This window comes from Microbacterium sp. Yaish 1, from assembly GCF_002245215.1.
In the GTDB taxonomy this organism is placed as follows: domain Bacteria; phylum Actinomycetota; class Actinomycetes; order Actinomycetales; family Microbacteriaceae; genus Microbacterium.
On the sequence record NZ_NPMR01000002.1, the window covers coordinates 476288 to 492335 of the forward strand.

Annotated in this window: 16 protein-coding genes and 1 tRNA gene; 4 read left to right on the forward strand and 13 right to left on the reverse strand. The window is 69.6% G+C overall.

Features of this window, described 5'->3' with window-relative positions; translation table 11 throughout:
- The first annotated feature begins 32 nt into the window (after positions 1-32).
- Positions 33-545, forward strand: a complete 513-nt coding sequence (locus CI089_RS11345) for a DUF3515 family protein (RefSeq protein WP_094261670.1) — start codon at positions 33-35, stop codon at positions 543-545.
- Between the two features lie 31 nt (positions 546-576).
- Here the strand turns inward: CI089_RS11345 and CI089_RS11350 are convergent, their stop codons facing one another.
- From CI089_RS11350 to CI089_RS11380, 7 genes are all read right to left on the reverse strand, one after another.
- The gene (locus tag CI089_RS11350; protein WP_094261671.1) at positions 577-1677 is read right to left on the reverse strand and encodes a D-alanine--D-alanine ligase family protein; all 1101 of its coding nucleotides are present in this window, start codon (positions 1675-1677) and stop codon (positions 577-579) included.
- Positions 1577-2713, reverse strand: coding sequence for an NAD(P)H-dependent glycerol-3-phosphate dehydrogenase (locus CI089_RS11355; RefSeq protein ID WP_094261672.1), 1137 nt, complete (start codon positions 2711-2713; stop codon positions 1577-1579). Before CI089_RS11355 ends, CI089_RS11350 begins: the two co-directional genes overlap by 101 nt.
- Positions 2703-3467: a lysophospholipid acyltransferase family protein gene (locus CI089_RS11360; protein ID WP_094261673.1), complete on the reverse strand. Its 765-nt coding sequence runs from the start codon at positions 3465-3467 to the stop codon at positions 2703-2705. Before CI089_RS11360 ends, CI089_RS11355 begins: the two co-directional genes overlap by 11 nt.
- Positions 3468-3470: 3 nt before the next feature.
- On the reverse strand, positions 3471-4838 hold the full coding sequence (murA, locus tag CI089_RS11365; protein ID WP_094261674.1) for a UDP-N-acetylglucosamine 1-carboxyvinyltransferase: 1368 nt from the start codon (positions 4836-4838) through the stop codon (positions 3471-3473).
- A gap of 72 nt (positions 4839-4910) precedes the next feature.
- Positions 4911-5507, reverse strand: a complete 597-nt coding sequence (leuD, locus tag CI089_RS11370; RefSeq protein WP_094261675.1) for a 3-isopropylmalate dehydratase small subunit — start codon at positions 5505-5507, stop codon at positions 4911-4913.
- Positions 5508-5509: 2 nt separating this feature from the next.
- Entirely contained in the window at positions 5510-6958 is a 1449-nt protein-coding gene (gene leuC / locus CI089_RS11375; RefSeq protein WP_094261676.1) for a 3-isopropylmalate dehydratase large subunit, read from the reverse strand.
- Between the two features lie 151 nt (positions 6959-7109).
- Positions 7110-8183 (reverse strand): TerC family protein, encoded by a 1074-nt coding sequence (locus CI089_RS11380; protein WP_094261677.1) that lies wholly within the window; start codon positions 8181-8183, stop codon positions 7110-7112.
- Positions 8184-8299: 116 nt separating this feature from the next.
- Here CI089_RS11380 and CI089_RS11385 point away from each other — a divergent pair, with 116 nt between their 5' ends.
- Both CI089_RS11385 and CI089_RS11390 read left to right on the forward strand, forming a co-directional pair.
- Positions 8300-8860: an RNA polymerase sigma factor gene (locus CI089_RS11385; protein ID WP_094261678.1), complete on the forward strand. Its 561-nt coding sequence runs from the start codon at positions 8300-8302 to the stop codon at positions 8858-8860.
- Positions 8857-9969, forward strand: a complete 1113-nt coding sequence (locus tag CI089_RS11390) for a DUF4349 domain-containing protein (RefSeq protein ID WP_094261679.1) — start codon at positions 8857-8859, stop codon at positions 9967-9969. Before CI089_RS11385 ends, CI089_RS11390 begins: the two co-directional genes overlap by 4 nt.
- 65 nt (positions 9970-10034) lie before the next feature.
- Here the strand turns inward: CI089_RS11390 and CI089_RS11395 are convergent.
- Positions 10035-10110: transfer RNA gene (locus CI089_RS11395), tRNA-Glu, on the reverse strand.
- Between the two features lie 121 nt (positions 10111-10231).
- Here CI089_RS11395 and CI089_RS11400 point away from each other — a divergent pair.
- Positions 10232-10870 carry an MBL fold metallo-hydrolase gene (locus tag CI089_RS11400; RefSeq protein WP_094261680.1) on the forward strand — a complete coding sequence of 213 codons (639 nt, stop codon included), beginning with the start codon at positions 10232-10234 and terminating at the stop codon, positions 10868-10870.
- A 60-nt stretch (positions 10871-10930) separates the two neighbouring features.
- Here CI089_RS11400 and CI089_RS11405 read toward each other — a convergent pair whose 3' ends face one another.
- From CI089_RS11405 to CI089_RS11425, 5 genes are all read right to left on the reverse strand, one after another.
- Complete coding sequence (locus CI089_RS11405; protein WP_023951028.1) at positions 10931-11200, reverse strand: HPr family phosphocarrier protein; 270 nt, start codon at positions 11198-11200, stop codon at positions 10931-10933.
- Positions 11201-11212: 12 nt separating this feature from the next.
- Positions 11213-13285, reverse strand: coding sequence for a PTS fructose transporter subunit IIABC (locus CI089_RS11410; RefSeq protein WP_094261681.1), 2073 nt, complete (start codon positions 13283-13285; stop codon positions 11213-11215).
- Between the two features lie 37 nt (positions 13286-13322).
- Positions 13323-14273 (reverse strand): 1-phosphofructokinase family hexose kinase, encoded by a 951-nt coding sequence (locus CI089_RS11415; RefSeq protein WP_094262464.1) that lies wholly within the window; start codon positions 14271-14273, stop codon positions 13323-13325.
- A complete protein-coding gene (locus CI089_RS11420; protein WP_094261682.1) occupies positions 14270-15046 on the reverse strand; it encodes a DeoR/GlpR family DNA-binding transcription regulator in 777 nt (258 codons plus the stop codon). Before CI089_RS11420 ends, CI089_RS11415 begins: the two co-directional genes overlap by 4 nt.
- 144 nt (positions 15047-15190) lie before the next feature.
- Complete coding sequence (locus CI089_RS11425; protein WP_023951035.1) at positions 15191-15964, reverse strand: hypothetical protein; 774 nt, start codon at positions 15962-15964, stop codon at positions 15191-15193.
- Between the last annotated feature and the right edge of the window lie 84 nt (positions 15965-16048).

Here is a 16048-nt window from a genome sequence, read left to right on the forward strand (position 1 = left end):
TCGACCGGCTCGCGGCGCAGTACCCTGGAGAGGTGCTCCGCCGCCGATCCATCCCCGCTCTCGTCCTGGCCTCGGCGACCCTCGTTCTCGCCGGCTGCGCGGGAACCGTGAACGTTCCGGCGGCACCGCAGGCGAACGCTCCGGAGTGCGCGGACGTGATGGTCCGCCTCCCGCAGTCGGTCGCCGGAGCGGAGCGTCGCTGGACGGACAGTCAGGCCACCGCGGCGTGGGGCGACCCCGCCACGATCATTCTCTCGTGCGGCGTGGCCTCGCCCGGCCCGACGACGCTGCGGTGCGAGTCCGTCGCGGGAGTCGACTGGGTGATCGACGAATCCGAGGCCCCCCGGTTCCGCGTCGTCACCTTCGGGCGCACTCCGGCCGTCGAGCTCTACTTCGACACCGAGAGCTCCGAGGACGTTCAGGGCGTGTCGAGCCGAGAGGTTCTCGACGAGCTCTCGCGGGTCGTCTCCCGGCTTCCCCGCGACGGCGGCCAGTGCGTCGAACGCTCGGAGGCCACCCCGGTCCCGTCGCCCGTCGAGCCCTGAGCGCGGGTCGCGCCCCCGCCGTCGGAACCGATCAGACGCGGTCGGCGACGCGCGAGAGCGCGACCTCGATCAGCTCGGAGATGAGCTCACCGTAGCTGAGACCGGACGCGATCCAGCACTTGGGGAACATCGAGATGGGCGTGAACCCCGGCATCGTGTTGAGCTCGTTGACGTAGAGCCCGTCGGCCGCCCGGAAGAAGTCGACGCGCGCGAGGCCGCGGCCGTCGACAGCGGTGAAAGCGGCCACCGCCATCCGCTGGAGCGCGTCGATCTCTTCGTCGGTGACATCGGCGGGGCAGACGACCTCTGCGCCGTCGCCGCCGAGGTACTTCCCTTCGAAGTCGTAGAACTCTCGCGTCGTCAGCACGATCTCCCCCGGCAGCGACGCCCGGGCGGGCTCGCCGCCGCGCCCCTCCAGGACCGCGACCTCGACCTCACGGCCGACGATCGCGGGCTCGATCAGGACCTTGCCGTCTTCCGCGAAAGCGAGTTCGAGGGCGGCGTCGAGCTCACCGGGTTCGTGGACCTTCGACACGCCGACGCTCGAGCCGGCGCGTGCCGGCTTGACGAAGCTCGGGATGCCGAGAGCCGCGGCATCGGCGCGGACGCCTTCGGGATCCCGACGCCACCGGGCCTCGTCGACGGTGACCCAGGGCGCGACGGGGATACCGGCGGCCTGCAGCACGATCTTCATGAAGTGCTTGTCCATGCACAGCGCGGAGTCGAGGACGCCGCCGCCGGCGTAGGGCAGCTGCAGCGTGTCGAAGAAGCCCTGGATCGTGCCGTCCTCACCGTGCGGGCCGTGCAGGATCGGCAGCACGACGTCGACTTCGCCGAGCACGTCGACGGCGCCGTCGGCGCGGCGGACACGCAGCTCGCGCCGTCCACCCGGCTCGGGCCACAGCACGCGGGTGCCGTTGTCGACGACCTCCGGCATCCGCTCCGGGTTCAGCGCGAACTTGTCGGCGTCGTCGTCCTCGAGGACGAAAGCCCCCTCGCGCGTGATCCCGACGGGGATCACGCGGTAGCGCTCACGATCGATCGCGCGCAGGACCCCGGCCGCCGTTGCGGAACTGATCGAGTGCTCGCTGGAACGCCCGCCGAAGAGCACCGCTACTGTTGTCGTCGCCATGGGGGGTCCTCTCGCCGGTCGGCTTGTCGTCGTCGGTGGTCAGGTGGGGCGCGATGTCGCGCGGGTTCATGGTGCCGTCCAGGACCATCTTGACCTGTTCGACGATGGGCATCTGCACACCCGCCGCGCGCGCCAGCGTCAGAACGGGTGCCACGGACGCCAGGCCTTCGGCGGTCTGGTCCATCTGCTTCACGACGTCCTGGAATGAGAAGCCCTGTCCGAGCAGGCGCCCGGCCGTGTTGTTCCGGCTCAGGGGCGACTGGCACGTCGCGATGAGGTCGCCGAGGCCGGCCAGGCCCTGGAGCGTCTCGGGGTGAGCGCCCTGTGCCACGGCGAAGTCCGTCATCTCGACCAGACCGCGCGTGATGATCGAGGCCTTCGTGTTCTCGCCGTACCCGACGCCGTCCACGATGCCGATCGCGACGGCGATCAGGTTCTTCAGCACGCCGCCGAACTCGGTTCCGATGACGTCGGTGTTGACGAACGAGCGGAAGTACCCGTTGCGGGCGCGCAGCGCGACCGCCTCGGCGGTGTCCTGACTCGCCGAGGCGATGACGGCGGCCGTCGGCTGCTCACGCGCGATCTCGAGCGCGAGGTTGGGGCCGGATGCCACCGCGATGCGGTCGGGGTCGCAGTCGAGTCCCTGTTCGATCACCTGGCTCATCCGCAGCCCGGTGCGCTTCTCGACGCCCTTCATGAGCGACACGACCGGCATGTTCCGGCCGGCGATGAGCGGGCGGATGGCGGTGAGGTTCTCGCGCAGTGCCTGGCTCGAGACCGCGAGGTACACCTGCTCGGCACCGTCGAGCGCCTCCGAGAGATGATGGGTGGCCGTCATCGAGCGCGGGAGGTTGATGCCCGGCAGATAGCGGCTGTTGCGCTTGCCCTCGCGGATCTCGTGCGCAAGCTCGGCGCGGCGCGCCCACATCGTGACCTGTGCTCCGCCGTCGGCGAGCACCTTGCCGAACGTCGTTCCCCAGCTGCCCGAACCGATGACGGTGACGCGGGGTCCGGTGGTCTCGGTCCTACGGCTCAAGGCGACCCGTCTCCTTCTGGCCGTGCTGTCCCGGGTTCCAGCGCTCGGCGGGCGGCTCCTCGCCGCGGAGCTCTCCGAGCAGACCCGCGATACGCGCCATCACGGTATCCGTGGCGGCCACCAGCTGCGCCGGCGACGGCGTGACGCCCGGCTCCAGCGGGAGATCCACCCGCGGCCCGAACCGCACGCGGATGCGTTTGCGGAGCGGCCAGGCGCTGAACTTGCCGTAGCGGGGCAGAATCGACTGCACGCCCCACGTCGCGACCGGGATGATCGGGATGTCGCCGGCCGTTGCTACGCGCACCGCCCCCGACTTGCCGCGCATCGGCCACAGGTCGGGCTCGCGGGTCAGCGATCCCTCGGGATACACGATGACGCCGCGGCCGTCGGCCACGAGCTCGGCGGCCTGGGCGATCGCCTGGCCGGCAGCGGAGGCCGACGTGGTCCGGGAGACCGGGATCATGCCGAGGCCCTTCAGGACCGCGCCCACGACCGGTACCCGGAACAGGCTCTCCTTGGCCATGAAGCGCGGTGCCCGCCCGAGCCGCCAGGTCGCGACCGCGATCACGATCGGATCGAACTCGCTGTAGTGGTTCGGGGCGAGGACGTACGGTCCCTCCTCGGGGAGATGCTCGCCGCCCTCGATCTCGATCCGGGCGAGCAGCCCGACGGCGGGCACGACCACGGCGGCCGCCAGCCAGAACGGTGTCGGCTTGGTCTTCTCCGCTGACGCGCGACGGCGGTTCTCGGACATCGGTCAGCCGATGACGTCGAAGTCGGCGCCGAGCGCCTCGAGCTTGTCGAAGAACTTCTCGTAACCGCGACGGATGATCCCGACGTTGCGAACGACCGAGACGCCCTCGGCTGCCAGCGCCGCGATGACGTAGCTGTAGCCCCCGCGAAGGTCGGGCACGACGACATCCGCCCCGTGCAGTGGGGTCGGGCCGGTGATGACCGCAGCCTGCTCGAGCGCACGCCGCGGAACGCGGCGATCCGGGCTCGCGATGCCCTCGGGGTGCACCACGATCTGAGCGCCCATCTTGTTGAGAGCCTGAGTGAAGCCCAGACGGTTCTCGTACACCGTCTCGTGCACCGTCGAGACGCCTTCAGCCTGCGTGAGCGCGACGATGAGCGGCTGCTGCCAGTCGGTCATGAACCCGGGGTGGACGTCGGTCTCGACCGAGACGGGACGCAGAGCGCCGTCGCGACGGAACCGGATGCCGTCCTCCTGGATGTCGAAGTCGCCGCCGGCCTTGCGGAAGACGTTGAGGAACGTCAGCATCTCCTGCTGCTTCGCACCGCCGACGAAGATGTCGCCGTCGGTCGCCAGCGCGGCGCATGCCCACGACGCGGCCTCGTTGCGGTCGAAGATCGAGCGGTGGTCGTAGCCGCGGAGCCTGTCGACGCCCTCGATGAAGATGACGCGGTTCGGCTCGTAGGAGATGATCGCGCCCATCTTCTGCAGCACCGCGATCAGGTCCATGATCTCGGGCTCGATGGCGGCGTTGCGCAGCTCCGTCGTGCCCTTGGCCCGCACCGCCGTCAGCAGGACCTGCTCGGTCGCCCCGACGCTCGGGTAGGGCAGTTCGATGTCCGCCCCATGGAGGCCCTCGGGCGCCGAGAGACGGATGCCGCTGGGCTGCTTGTCGACGATGGCGCCGAACCTGCGGAGCGCGTCGAGGTGGAAGTCGATCGGGCGGTCGCCGATGCGGCATCCGCCGAGGTCGGGGATGAACGCCTGGCCGAGCAGGTGCAGCAGCGGCCCGCAGAAGAGGATCGGGATGCGCGAAGCGCCGGCGTGCGCGTCGATCTCCTCGAACCCGGCCGACTCGGCGCCGCTCGGGTCGAGCCGGTACGTGCCCTCGCCGTCGTCGGCGACCGTCACCCCGTGCACCTCGAGGAGCGAGCGCACCACGGCGACGTCGCTGATGTCGGGGACATCGCGCAGGACGCTCTCGCTCTCACCGAGCAGCGAGGCGACCATGGCCTTGGTCGCGAAGTTCTTGGCTCCCTTGACGTCGACACGTCCGACGAGGGGCCGTCCGCCCCGGATCTCGAGGATCTCGCCGTCTTCGCGACGGCTGCCGTTCTCCGATGCGATCGGCTCACTCGGCGGAGTGCTCATGCAGGACTTCCTCACTTGGTGATCGAGGGTGGGACGGATCTTCGCCCCACGGGTCAGGGGCGTGATCCGGGGCTACGCGACGGGGAGTGTCCGGGGTCGCCACGCCTCGCGGCGTGCCTCGAACTGCGCGATCGCCTCTTCATTGCGCAGCGTGAGCCCGATGTCGTCGAGTCCTTCGAGGAGCCTCCAACGAGTGTAATCGTCGATCTCGAAGGGGACTCGGAGGTCGCCCAGAGCGGCGACGCGCGCCTCGAGGTCGACCGTCATCCGCACCCCGGGCTGCGCATCCACGGCAGCCCAGATCGCCTCGCGGTCCGACTCGGAGATGACGCCTGCGAGGAGTCCCTGCTTCCCGGCGTTGCCGCGGAAGATATCGGCGAACTTGGGCGCGAGCACAACGCGGAAACCGAAGTCGCGCAGCGCCCAGACGGCGTGCTCACGGCTAGAACCGGTACCGAAATCCGGACCCGCGACGAGGATCGACGCGCCCGCGAAGGCCGGCTGGTTCAACACGAACTCGGGGTCCTGACGCCAGTTGGCGAAGAGGGCGTCCTCGAAGCCGGTCTTGGTGACGCGCTTGAGGTAGACGGCGGGGATGATCTGGTCGGTGTCGACGGCGGAGCGCCTGAGCGGGGCGACGACACCGGTGTGGGTCTCGAACTTCTCCATGGTCAGGCCTCGACCTTCTCGCGTGCGGGCAGATCGCTCGGTGACGCGAGGCGTCCGAGCACGGCGGTGGCGGCGGCGACGAGCGGCGAGACCAGGTGCGTGCGGCCGCCCTTGCCCTGGCGTCCCTCGAAGTTGCGGTTGCTGGTCGACGCGCATCGCTCACCGGGAGCGAGCTGATCGGGATTCATCCCCAGGCACATCGAGCAGCCGGCGAAGCGCCACTCGGCGCCGAACTCGGTGAAGACCCGGTCCAGACCCTCGGCCTCCGCCTCGAGGCGGACGCGGGCCGAGCCCGGAACGACCATGACGCGAACGCCGTCCGCCTTCGTGCGTCCCTCGATGATCGACGCGAACGCGCGGAGATCCTCGATGCGGCTGTTGGTGCACGATCCCATGAAGACGGCGTCGACCGGAATCTCCTTGAGCGGCGTCCCCGGCTGCAGGTCCATGTACTCGAGCGCACGTTCGGCCGCGGCCTTCTCGTTCGGATCGCTGAAGTCGTCGGGCGAGGGAACCGTCGCGCTGAGCGACACCCCCTGGCCGGGGTTGGTGCCCCACGTGACGAACGGCTCGAGCTCGCCCGCGTCGATGAAGATCTCGGCGTCGTAGACGGCACCCTCGTCGCTGGGGAGCGTGCGCCAGTAGGCGACGGCGTCATCCCAGTCCTGCCCCTTCGGCGCGTGGGGACGGCCCTTGACGTATTCGAACGTGATCTCGTCGGGGGCCACCATGCCGGCGCGGGCACCCGCCTCGATCGACATGTTGCACATGGTCATGCGCCCCTCCATCGAGAGGGAGCGGATGGCGCTGCCGCGGTACTCGAGCACGTAGCCCTGTCCGCCGTTGGTGCCGATCTTGGCGATCACGGCGAGGATGATGTCCTTCGCCGTCACGCCTTCCTTCAGCTCGCCTTCGACGGTGATCGCCATCGTCTTGAAGGGCTTCAGCGGCAGGGTCTGCGTCGCCATGACGTGCTCGACCTCGCTCGTGCCGATGCCGAACGCCATCGCGCCGAACGCGCCGTGCGTCGACGTGTGGCTGTCACCGCACACGACCGTGATGCCGGGCATCGTGAGTCCCAGCTGGGGACCGACGACGTGGACGATCCCCTGCTCGGCGTCGCCGAGAGAGTGGAGGCGGACGCCGAACTCATCGGCGTTGCGCCGCAGGGTCTCGATCTGCGTCCGGCTCGTGAGGTCGGCGATCGGCTTGTCGATGTCGAGGGTCGGGGTGTTGTGGTCCTCCGTCGCGATCGTGAGGTCGAGGCGCCGCAGCGGTCGCCCCTCGGCGCGCAGACCGTCGAAGGCCTGCGGGCTGGTGACCTCGTGGACGAGGTGCAGGTCGATGTAGATCAGGTCGGGCTGACCGTCTTCACCCTTGACGACGAGGTGGTCGTCCCAGACCTTCTCGGCCAGGGTGCGCGGGCGCTCGGGAGGGGTGGGGATGCTCATGGGTTTCGTTCTCCTTGCGAACCGGGATCAAGCCCACGACGGACTCCGCGGCGAGGAGGGGCTCAGAACGAGACCTCGCCGCGGCCGCTAAGGAGAAGGCGAGCGATCCGCATGCGGTCAGAATACCACCGGGCGCGGCGGCGACGTCCGGTCACGAGCGCTCGTCGTCGCGCGCGTGCGGCTGCTCGACCGTCGGGGGCGTGCCCTGCTCGTCGGCGACGGCAGCAGCGGCCTGGGTCGGGCCGGTCGCGTCGCGGTCGTGACGCGCGGCGATCAGGCTGGCGACGGTGGCGACGAGCATGGCACCGATGATGACTCCGAGCGAGACCCACGTCGAGATCTCGGGGGCCCAGTCGATCCCGTCGCCGCCGTTGATGAACGCGAGCTCGTTCTCGTGCATGGCGTGGAGGATCAGCTTCACGCCGATGAACGCGAGGATGAACGCGATGCCGTAGTGCAGGTACTTGAGCCGATCGAGCAGATCCCCCAGCAGGAAGTAGAGCTGCCGCAGGCCCATCAGCGCGAAGATGTTGGCGGTGAACACCAGGAACGGGTCCTGCGTGATGCCGAAGATCGCCGGGATCGAGTCGAGGGCGAAGAGCAGATCGGTGACGCCGATCGCGACGAAGACGATGATCATCGGGGTGAACATCCGCTTGCCGTTGACGACGGTCCGGACCTTGGGACCGTCGTACTCGTCGGAGATGTCGACGGTTCGACGGATGATGCGGACGAGGAAGTTCTCCTTCTTCACATCGTCGTCGTGATCGCCCTCGGGCAGCGCCTGCTTGATCGCCGTGTAGATGAGGAAGGCCCCGAAGATGTAGAACACCCAGCTGAACTGCTCGATGATCGCCGCCCCCGCGAGGATGAAGAGCCCTCGAAGCACCAGCGCGATGATGATGCCCACCATCAGCACCTTCTGCTGATATCGCCGGGGAACCGAGAACTGGCTCATGATCAGGACGAACACGAACAGGTTGTCGATCGACAGGCTGTACTCCGTCAGCCATCCCGCGACGAACTGGCCGGCATGCTCGACGTCGGCGACGGCCCACAGGATGCCGGCGAAGACGAGCGCCAGCGACACGTAGAACAGCACCCACAGCGTCGACTCCTTCGGCGACGGGATGTGGGGTCGCTTGACGATGATGAGCAGGTCGGCGACGAGCACGAGCACCAGGACGACGAGCGCGACGATCTGGAACGGCACGGGGAGGTCCATGCGAGCCTTTCGGGGAGGAAGCCTCCCGAGACTACACCCCGGCTCCCCCGCGGCCCGGGTGTGAGACGGTTCGCGACGACGGGACACTGATGGGGTGAGGGAAGGAACTCGGACGCATGGTCGACACGATCGCACGCGGTGATGCCGAACTCGTCGCAGCGGCGGCATCCGGAAGCGAACACGCCTTCCGCACGCTCTACCGGGCATACGTCCGGCCGGTTTACTGGCTCGCGCACGGCCTTCTCGGTGATCCCGCCGAGGCCGAGGACGTGGCCCAAGAGACGTTTCTCGTGGCCTGGCGCAAGCTCCCCGAGCTCGAGCTGGCGGGCGAGTCGCTTCTGCCGTGGCTGATCACGATCTGCCGGTTCCAGAGCGCCAACCGCATCCGAAGACGCCAACGCGAACGCCGGCACACGACCGAGGCGGACACCGCCGACGTCGCTGACACCGTCGATGTCGAGCGGCAGGTCGTGCAGAGCGACCTCGTCGAGCGGATCCTCGCTGCCGTCGGCTCGCTGAGCCCCCTCGATCAGGACATCTTCCGGCTCTGCGCCGCCGAGGGGTACGCGTACCAAGCGGCCGCAGACAGGCTCGGCGTCACCCACGGGACAGTCAGGAACCGCCTCTCCCGCATCCGCACATTCGTCCGCTCGAGCGTTGAACCGGAGCAGCCATGAACGATCTACCCACCCTCGACGACCGCCGCATCGATGCGATCGAGGAAGCACTGTTCGCGGACATCGCCCGCGAACGGGCGGAGGCACGGGCCCGCGAGGACCGCTCCGCGTCGCGGCGACGGCGTCGGCGCCGCGCCTGGTGGGGCGCGACAGGAGCGGCCGCAGCCGTCATCGTCGTCGCCGCGGCCATCGCTCCGCAGCTGACCAGCAGCAGCGGCGGGGCGTCTTCGGTCGCCCCCGTCAGCGAGCCGGGCTGGACGCTCGGCACGCCCGAAGACGGTGGCGTCTCGTCGGACGGCGGCAGCTCCGAGGCTGCTCCCGAGCCTTTCGTCCTCGACGACTCCGGCGCCGGGATCTCCGCGAGCCGCGCCGAGACCGGTGCGGCGGCGGACGGGCGCGAGGTCGTCGCAACGGCATCGGCCTCGGTGGTCGTCACCGATCCGCGCGCTGCAGCGCAGGCGATCGCCGACGCAGCGATCGCCGCCGGCGGCTACGTCGAGTCGATGAGCCTCGGCGACGGCGGATCGGCGTCCCTCGACGGCGTCGCGACGTGGCCTCGCCCGTCGGGGACGGCATGGGTGAGCGTGCGCGTGCCGGCGACGAGTCTCGACGACGTCAGCGCGGGCCTCGCGGACATCGGCGATGTCGAGAGCTCGCAGGTCTCACGCGACGACGTGACGACGCAGACGACCGACCTCCGCGCCCGGGTGGCCGCCGGTCAGGCTTCGGTCGAGCGGCTGACGGAGCTCATGGGGCAAGCCGGGTCGGTCGCGGACCTCATCGCAGCCGAGTCCGCGCTCGCTGAGCGACAAGCAGACCTCGACTCGCTGCAGCAGCAGCTCACCGCGCTCGAGTCCCAGGTCGCCCTGTCGTCGCTCACGGTTCAGCTGCAGGCGCCCGCCGAGAAGGTGGACGCCGACCCCGCGGGGTTCGCCGACGGCCTCGCGACGGGGTGGAACGGGCTCGTCGCGACGTTCAACGGGATCGTCGTGGGGCTCGGGTTCCTGCTCCCCTGGCTCGCCGTGATCGGGCTCACTGCTGCGCTGGTCTGGCTCGTCGTCTCGGCGATACGTCGGCGCCGGGCGCGACGGGAATCGCGCGAGTCCTGACCTGCAGCGGCGAGATCGCCCGCGGGAATGCGAAACGCCCATCCGATCGGATGGGCGTTTCGCGGTGGTGACCCCAGCGGGATTCGAACCCGCGTTACCGCCGTGAGAGGGCGGCGTACTAGGCCGCTATACGATGGGGCCGTACTTTTCTGTCTTCCCCGGGGCTCCGGAGGCAACCGTTAAAGTATGCCACGGCCTCGCGCATCCGGCAAAATCGGGGCCCCCATTGCCCTCTCGGGCGTGTCGGGCGTTGACTGAGGGCATGCATGTCACCAAGCACGAACACGCCTGCCTGCGCCTCGAGCGCGAGGGCAAGACCCTGATCATCGACCCCGGCACGTTCACCTCGCCGCTGGAAGACCTGCACGACGTCGTGGCGGTCGTCGTCACGCACGAGCATCCCGATCACTGGACGTCGCAGCACCTCTCGTCGATCCTCGAACAGTTCCCCAACATCCCCGTGTACGGCCCCGAGGGTGTCGTGCGGGCGGCCGCGGGGTTCGACATCCGCGAGGTCTCCCCCGGCGACAAGCTGGAGGCGGGCCCGTTCAGCCTCGAGTTCTTCGGCGGGCGCCACGCGGTGATCCACGAGTCGATCCCCGTGATCGACAACGTCGGCGTCCTCGTCGACGACGAGTTCTACTACCCCGGCGACTCGTACGCCGTGCCCAAGGGAGCGCATGTGAAGCTCCTCGCGGCGCCCGTCGGCGCCCCCTGGCTGAAGATCGGCGACGCGATGGACTTCGTGCTCGAGGTCAAGCCGCAACGGGTCTTCGCGACCCACGACATGACGCTGTCTGCGGCGGGCCTGTCGATGGGCCGCGAGCGGCTCACGTGGGCTGCGCAGCAGAACGGCGGTGACTTCGTCGCGCTCGACCCCGGCGATTCCACCGACCTCTGACGCGGAAACGACGGATGCCGTGGACCCGAAGGTCCACGGCATCCGTGCGTTGCGAGCGGATCAGGCCGCGTCGTGGTCGATCTCGAGGAAGGCGACGAGCTCGTCGAGCGCCTTCTCGGCACCCTCACCCTCGGCCTTGAGCGTCACGACCGAGCCCTGCGAGGCGCCCAGTCCCATGATGCTCAGGATGCTGCCGGCGTTCAGGTCGGGGCCGCCCTCGACGGCGATCGTGACGGGAACGCCCTTCGACTGCACCTCCTGCACGAAGAGCTTCGCGGGGCGGGCGTGCAGGCCGGAGCTGCTGGCGATGGTGGCGGTGCGTTCTGCCATGGTGGTGTCTCCTCAGACGGTCACGGTCGCCGCGGCCGGGGCCGGGGCGGTGGAGCTCTTGCGGACGTACTTCTTGAGCACGACGAGCAACAGCGCAGAAACGACGGTACCCGCCAGAAGCGCGACGAAGAAACCCCACACCGGCGAGATGGCGAACAGCACGAACACGCCGCCGTGCGGAGCGAAGCTCTGGACGCCGAACCACATGCTCAGCGCACCGGTGATCGCGCCGCCGACGAGCGAGGCCGGGATGACACGCAGCGGGTCCGCCGCGGCGAACGGGATCGCTCCCTCGCTGATGAACGAGGCGCCCAGCAGCCACGCAGCCTTGCCGTTCTCACGCTCGACCGGCGTGAAGAGCGGACGAGCGAGCACCGTCGAGGCGAGGGCAAGAGCCAGCGGCGGCACCATGCCGGCAGTCATGACGGCAGCCATGATGAGGTACGGCGCGGTGTTCTCGGTGGAGGCGGCCGCGAGTCCGGTCGTCGCGAAGACGTAGGCGACCTTGTTGATCGGACCGCCGAGGTCGAAGCACATCATGAGGCCCAGGATCACGCCCACGACGATGAGGCCCGCACCGCTCTGGGTGAGGTTCGTGAGTCCGTCGGTCAGGAGCGCCATGAGCGCGGCGATGGGGCGGCCCAGGAACAGGATCATGAGGCCCGAGGCGACGATCGAACCGAGCAGCGGGATGATGACGACGGGCATCAGACCACGCAGCCAGCGCGGCGCGGGGAGGCGTCCGAGCCACCAGGCCACGAAGCCCGCGAGGAAACCTCCGATGATGCCGCCGATGAAGCCGGCGCTCATCGTGACGGCGATCGCACCGGCGACGAATCCGGGCGCGATGCCCGGCCGGTCCGCGATCGCGTAGGCGATGTAGCCCGCGAGGGCGGCCACCAGGAAGCCCATGGACGTCGAGCCGATCATGAACGCCACCGACCCGAGGTACTGGCCGAGCGGCCCGAACGGTGAAGTGATGTCGGTCGTGGGCAGGTTCCACAGCGCGTTGTCGATGATGACCTTCGACGCGTTCGCCGTGACCTCGTAGCCGCCGAGGGCGAAACCGAGGGCGATCAGCAGTCCACCGCCGGCGACGAAGGGGATCATGTAGCTCACGCCCGTCAGCAGGATGCGCTGGATCTTCGCGCCCCACGACAGGTTCTGCGACGTGGCGCCCGCGCCGGAGCCGGCGTCCGCTGCGGCACCGCTGACGCGGGCGGCGTTCGGGTTGGACGCGGCGGCGACGGCCTCGCGGATCATCTGTGCGGGCTGCTCGATGCCGCGCTTGACGCCCGAGCGGATGACCGGCTTGCCGGCGAACCGCGAGATCTCGCGGACGTCGACGTCGGTAGCGAAGATCACGGCGTCGGCGTTGTCGATGACGGATGCCGGCAGCGCCTGGTATCCGCTCGAGCCCTGGGGTTCGACGACGAGGTCGATCCCGGCTTCCTTCCCCGCGGCGGTCAGCGCGTCGGCGGCCATGAAGGTGTGGGCGATGCCCGTCGCGCACGAGGTCACGGCGACGATGCGCGCGGGCCGGCCGTCGATCGTCAGGTCGCCGGAGGCTGCCGCAGTCGGTGCGGCGGAGGTGGCGGTCGGCGCGGCGGTCGCGGAAGCCGGAGCGGCATCGCCCTCGCCGATCGCCGCGCGAACCGTACGCACGACGTCGTCGGCAGTCGCCGCCGCGCGGAGGTCGCTCGTGAACGCGTCCTGCATCAGGCTGCGCGCAAGACGCGACAGCACCGCGAGGTGCTCTTCGGCGGCGTTCTCGGGCGCGGCGATGAGGAAGACGAGGTCGGCAGGCCCGTCGGGCGCCCCGAAGGCCACGCCCGGCTTCAGCCGTGCGAACGCGAGGGAGGCCTGCGTCACCGCAGAGCTCTTCGCGTGCGGGATGGCGATGCCACCGGGAAGCCCGGTCTCGTCCTTCTCCTCGCGAGCGATCGCGTCGTTCGCGAGGGCGTCGGCGTCCGTGGCGCGGCCCTGCGCTGCGACGAGGCGAGCGAGAGCGCGGATGACGTCCTTCTTGTCGGTCCCGAGGGGCGCGTCGAGGCTGACGAGCTCCGGGGTGATGGTGTCGGACACGGTGTCCTCCTGGTTCGAGTGTTGCGGGTCGTTCGGATCAGTGATGGAGCTCGCGGACGGGGACGTCCGCGGTGGGGATATCGGTCGGCGTCGGGGCTTGCGTGCCATCGAGCGCCGCGGCCGCCGAACCGTAACGGATGGCGGAGACGAGGGATGCAGCGGGGTCCGCGCCACGCGAGTCGGCGAGCAGGAAGCCCGCGAGTGAGCTGTCGCCCGCGCCGACCGTGCTGCGAACGCGGGTGGGAGGCGGAGCGGCCGCCCACGCGCCTCGGTCAGAGACGAAGACCGCCCCGTCGCCGCCGAGGGTGACGAGCGCCGCACCGACCGCTGCGGGCACGAGCTCACGAGACGCGATGTGGACGGCGTCCGCGAGGGTGTCGGCGGCCGGCAGCGCCGCTCCCAGCAGATCGGCGAGCTCCTCATCGTTGGGCTTGATGAGGTCGGGACGTCCGTCCGCGACGACCGCGCGCAGCGCGGCGCCCGACGTGTCGACGGCGATCCGGGGAGCCTCATCGCCCAGTCGCTCGCGCACCGCGCGGATGACCCGGACGTAGGCGTCATCGGGCAGACCCGGCGCGAGCGAACCGGCGAGAACAAGCCATTGAGCGCCGCGCGCGCACTCCGCGACGACATCGATCATGTGCGCGAGATCGGCCGCGCTCAGCGCCACACCCGGCAGGTTGATCTTCGTGGTCTCCCCCGTCGGGTCCGTGACCGCGATGTTCGCGCGCGTGCGGCCGCGCACCGCGACCGTGCGTACGTCGACATCCCCCTCCGCCAGCACCGCCTCGAAGGGGTCGGTGGGATCCAGCGGCAGCACGGCGAGGCTGTTCGTTCCCGACGCACGCAGCACACGAGCCACGTTGATGCCCTTGCCTCCGGCATCCTCACGGATGGCGGATGCCGTCTGCACCTCGCCGACGCGCAGCGGCGCGTCGATCGAGATGGTGCGGTCGAGCGACGGGTGCACCGTCAGGGTCACGATCATGCGATCCATACCTCCACGTCGGCCTCGCGCAAGGCGCGGGCGAGGTCCTCATCCGGCTCCCGGTCGGTCACGACGACGTCGAGGTCCGGGAGGTCGGCGAACGAGACGAGCAATTCAGAGTCGAACTTGTCGGCGTCGGCGAGCAGGATGACCCGCCGGGCGCCGGCGACGACGGCGCGCTTGACGGCGGCCTCGTCGGGATCGGGCGTGGTCAGTCCGGCGCCCCGCGCGATGCCGTTCGTGCCGAGGAAGGCCACGTCGGGGCGCAGCCGTGAGATGGCCGCCACGGTGTCGGATCCGACGGCGGCCGCGGTCAGTCCGCGGACGCGCCCGCCGATCGCGGTCAGCCCGATGCCGCTCGCGCCGGCGAGCGAGTGAGCGATCGTCATCGAATGCGTGACGACCTCGAGACCGCTGGGCGCGCTGCGCGCGATGAGCGCCTCGGCGAAGGCGGCGGTCGTCGTGCCCGCATCGACGTAGATCGATCCGGCGCCGCCCGGAAGCGCAGACAACGCGCGACGGGCGATCCGCTCTTTGGCAGCCGAGTGCCGCTGGGAGCGTTCCGCGACGGAGGGCTCGGCCGTGCTGACGCGTTCTGCCGAGACGGCGCCTCCGTGGACCCGGCGCAGGACGCCGGTCTCCTCGAGGACCGCGAGGTCGCGGCGGACCGTCTCGGTCGTGACGTCGAACCGCGACGCGAGGTCGACCACGGCGACGCGGCCGTGGGCGGCGAGCATTCGTTCGATGAGCTGCTGGCGCTCCATTGCGTACACGACATCCTCCTTCGGATGCCCACACGATACAACGCGATCAAACGCAAAGCAACAAAATGCAACACAGTCTTTGGTCCCGAGGCCGGAAACGACGGAGGGAGGCGCCGGCCGCAGCCGACGCCTCCCTCCGGGAGAATCCGAGGCTCAGGCCTCGCTCATCGCGATGACCTCCTGCTGGCCACGCGCTGCGAGCGCGGCCGCACGAGCTGCGATACGGCGCTCCTGCTCGATCTGACCAGCGTCGAGGGTCTCTTGGTCGACCGGGTAGCTCTCCACCTTGTTCACGCCGTTGTACTTCGCGATGTAGGCATCGAGCTCGGGGCCCGACTCCCACGACGTGATGAGGCAGTAGCGCGGCTCGTCGCCGTAGTGGGCGGCCGCGTGCCACAGGCGCTGGGTGTCGACGATGAGCTGCGCACCGGCGGGCAGCGCGATACGCGTCTCCTCGCTGGGATCGGTGCGGTTCTCACGGAGCACGAAGTAGCTCGTCTTGTCGTCCGTCAGGTTGAAGAAGCCGCGGACGACCCAGCCCGTGCCGTCGGGGTTGAGGCGGTTGTTGTCGTCCTGGTGCAGGTTGTAGAGGCAGTCGGCGTACGTGTTCGGCTGCAGCTCGATGATGCGGCAGCGGCCGACGTTCGCGCCGGGCTCCTGCGCACGCGCGGTCAGAGTCGGCGCGATCGCGGTCTGCGAGTCGATCCACACGCCGTCCTTGTCGGTGCGCGGCGGCTTGTGGTTCCAGAAACCGTTGCACTCGATCTCACCCTTGGCCGAGGCCAGCGGGGCGAAACGGGTGTCGCCCGAGGACTTCCAGTCGACGTACTCGACGTCGAGCCACTCCTTCGGATCGATCTCCTTGTTGTAGCGGTCGAGGACGACGTAGCCGGTCTCCTCGAGGGCAGCGGACTTGATGTAACCCATGACGGATCATGACCTTTCTGTCGGACAAGCGAAGTTTTTACAGGCCCGACTTAGGTCAGCCTACCTAGGGCTCCTGAGCGCGCC